Annotated in this window: 3 protein-coding genes and 2 pseudogenes; 3 read left to right on the top strand and 2 right to left on the bottom strand. The window is 71.5% G+C overall.

Annotation, left to right across the window (positions count from 1 at the left end; all coding sequences use genetic code 11):
• From SACSA_RS25985 to msrB, 3 genes and pseudogenes are all read left to right on the top strand, one after another.
• Positions 1-603, top strand: a pseudogene (locus SACSA_RS25985) (serine/threonine protein kinase); the annotation flags it as partial.
• Between the two features lie 73 nt (positions 604-676).
• A complete protein-coding gene (locus SACSA_RS25980) occupies positions 677-976 on the top strand; it encodes a hypothetical protein (protein ID WP_019815546.1) in 300 nt (99 codons plus the stop codon).
• Between the two features lie 37 nt (positions 977-1,013).
• Positions 1,014-1,463 (top strand): peptide-methionine (R)-S-oxide reductase MsrB, encoded by a 450-nt coding sequence (gene msrB / locus SACSA_RS0110055; protein ID WP_019815545.1) that lies wholly within the window; start codon positions 1,014-1,016, stop codon positions 1,461-1,463.
• Positions 1,464-1,528: 65 nt separating this feature from the next.
• On the opposite strand, the gene hemQ is transcribed toward msrB, so the two are convergent.
• The gene (gene hemQ / locus SACSA_RS0110050) at positions 1,529-2,221 is read right to left on the bottom strand and encodes a hydrogen peroxide-dependent heme synthase (protein ID WP_019815544.1); all 693 of its coding nucleotides are present in this window, start codon (positions 2,219-2,221) and stop codon (positions 1,529-1,531) included.
• A 4-nt stretch (positions 2,222-2,225) separates the two neighbouring features.
• A pseudogene (locus SACSA_RS22335) lies at positions 2,226-2,476 on the bottom strand (protoporphyrinogen oxidase); the annotation flags it as partial.

Below are 2,476 nucleotides of genomic sequence, written 5' to 3'. Positions count from 1 at the left end.
CAACCCGCCCCCGATCAGCCGCCGCCCACGCACACCTTCCCGTCCACACCCGGCGCGGCGTCCCCGCACGGCGGCGGACCGGAACACCCCCACCGCCGCAAACCGCTCGTGTTCGGCGGCGTCGCCGCGGCGGTGCTGGTGCTCGCCGCGGTGCTCGTGGTCGTGCTCAACGGCGACGACGGCACCAACGCCCAGAACGACCCGGGACCCGGCGCGGCGTCCTCCCAGCCGACCAGCCCGAGTTCGCCGCCTCCGTCGACGATCAGCGGCTCCGACACCGAGGTCGAGTGGGGGCCCGCTGGCCAGGCGGTCGTCGACTACTACCTCGACGTCGAGGACTCGTGGGACATGCTCAGCCACACGACGCGGGCACTGTTCGGGTCCGAGAGCGAGTACGAGGCGTACTGGGCGGACAAGAACATCACCACGATCCAGGACGCCTCCGCCTACAAGGGCAGGAACAACCCGGACGGCTCGGTCGACATCCAGGTGCACGTCGACTTCGGCAACGGCCTGCGGGAGATGTACCTGCGCGTGTACGAGATCGACGACGAGTTCGTCCTCGACGGCGATCCGAGGCCGGAGAACAACAACCGGCTGTGACCCGGCGCCCACCGTGTGTCGCGGCGCGTGGCAGGTGCGTGCCTGGGCGGCCCGCGTGACCTACCGTGGAGACATGGCCGAAAATTCCGGCACGGGGCGCCACCCGCGTTTCGACGACGACCTCATCGGGCTCGACCCGGACGACCCGGAGGCCCGCGAGTTCGCCGCGCACCTGGACCGGATGCAGCGGTGCGAACCGGCGTTCACCATCGAGGCGTCGCTGCGCGGTGTCGGCGAGTTCGCCGACGGCAGCAACCGCGCGGGTGGCCTGCGCTGGTGGGTGGCCGTGCTCATCGTGCTCCTGATCGTCGCGGGTGTGCTCGTGGCGGCGTGGGACACGCTCGGCAACCTGCTGGAGTGGCTGGCGAGGTAGCGCGGAGGAGCGCACACGGCGCGGGTAGCCTGAGGGCATGGAGTCTCGTACGCACGCATCCGAGAACGCCGGTCCGTCGGAGGCGGGCCCGACCGTCGTCCGGTCGGAGCAGGAGTGGCGCTCCCGGCTCAGCCCGGAGGAGTACGCCGTGCTGCGCGAGTCGGCGACCGAGCGGCCGTTCACCGGTGAGTACACCGACACCGAGACCACCGGGGTCTACGAATGCCGCGCGTGCGGGGCAGAACTGTTCCGCAGCACCACCAAGTTCGCCAGTCACTGCGGCTGGCCCTCGTTCTACGACCCCGCCGACTCGGACGCGGTGCTGCTGCGCGAGGATCGCTCCCTGGGCATGGTGCGGACCGAGGTCCTGTGCGCGAGCTGCCACAGCCACCTCGGCCACGTCTTCGAGGGCGAGGGCTACGCCACGCCCACCGACCAGCGCTACTGCATCAACTCGGTCGCGCTGCGACTGGTCCCGGCCGAGTAGTCACGGCCCGGCCGTCGCCGCCTCGGCCCACCCCACCACCGCGCACGGCGGATCGCAGCGCTGCCTCACGGCAGTGAGAGCACCAACTCGCTCGGCTGCACCCGGGTGCCCGTGTAGAACGGCGTCTCCTCCCGCACGTGCCTGCGGGCCTCGGTGGCGCGCAGGTGCCGCATGAGGTCCACGATGCGGTGCAACTCGTCGGCCTCGAACGCCAGCATCCACTCGTAGTCGCCGAGCGCGAACGAGGCCACCGTGTTCGCCCGCACGTCCGGATAGTCGCGGGCCTCCCGCCCGTGCGCGGCGAGCATGCCCCTGCGCTCCTCGTCCGGCAGCAGGTACCACTCGTACGAGCGCACGAAGGGGTACACGCACACGTACTTGCGTGGTTGTTCCCCCGCCAGGAACGCGGGCACGTGGCTCTTGTTGAACTCGGCGGGCCGGTGCAGCGCGAACTGGCTCCACACCGGGGCCGACGCGCGGCCCAGCGGCGTGCGGCGGAATCCGGTGTAGGCGGCCTGGACCTGTTCGGCGGACTCGGCGTGCCACCAGATCATGAAGTCGGCGTCGGCCCGCAGCCCGGAGACGTCGTAGACCCCGCGCACGACGACGCCCTTACCCTCGAGCGCGTCGAGGTACTCGGCCGTCTCGGCGGCGGCGGGACCACGGTCGTCGGGAAGCGTCCCGGGATGGACCCTAAAGACCGACCACGCCGTGTAGCGGATGGTGTCGTTGAGTTCCTGATAGTTCAGACGCGCCATGTCCTCATGCTCCCACCAGGCGCCGGGCGGCGGCGTCCCCGGTGGCCACACATGCGGGAATGCCCACACCGTGCAGCGCGGCGCCCGCCACCTCGAGCCCCGGAACTCCGGCCACGGCGCGTTCGAGGCGCGCCACGCGCTCGACGTGCCCCGGACCGTACTGCGGCAGTCCCCCGCCCCAGCGGGTCACCAACGCCTCGACCGGCTCGGCCGTGACGCCCGTCAGCTCGGCGAGGTCGGCACGGACCCGGCGCA

The sequence above is a fragment of the Saccharomonospora saliphila YIM 90502 genome (genome assembly GCF_000383795.1).
In the GTDB taxonomy this organism is placed as follows: domain Bacteria; phylum Actinomycetota; class Actinomycetes; order Mycobacteriales; family Pseudonocardiaceae; genus Saccharomonospora; species Saccharomonospora saliphila.
This window is presented reverse-complemented; position numbering and strand designations above follow the sequence as displayed.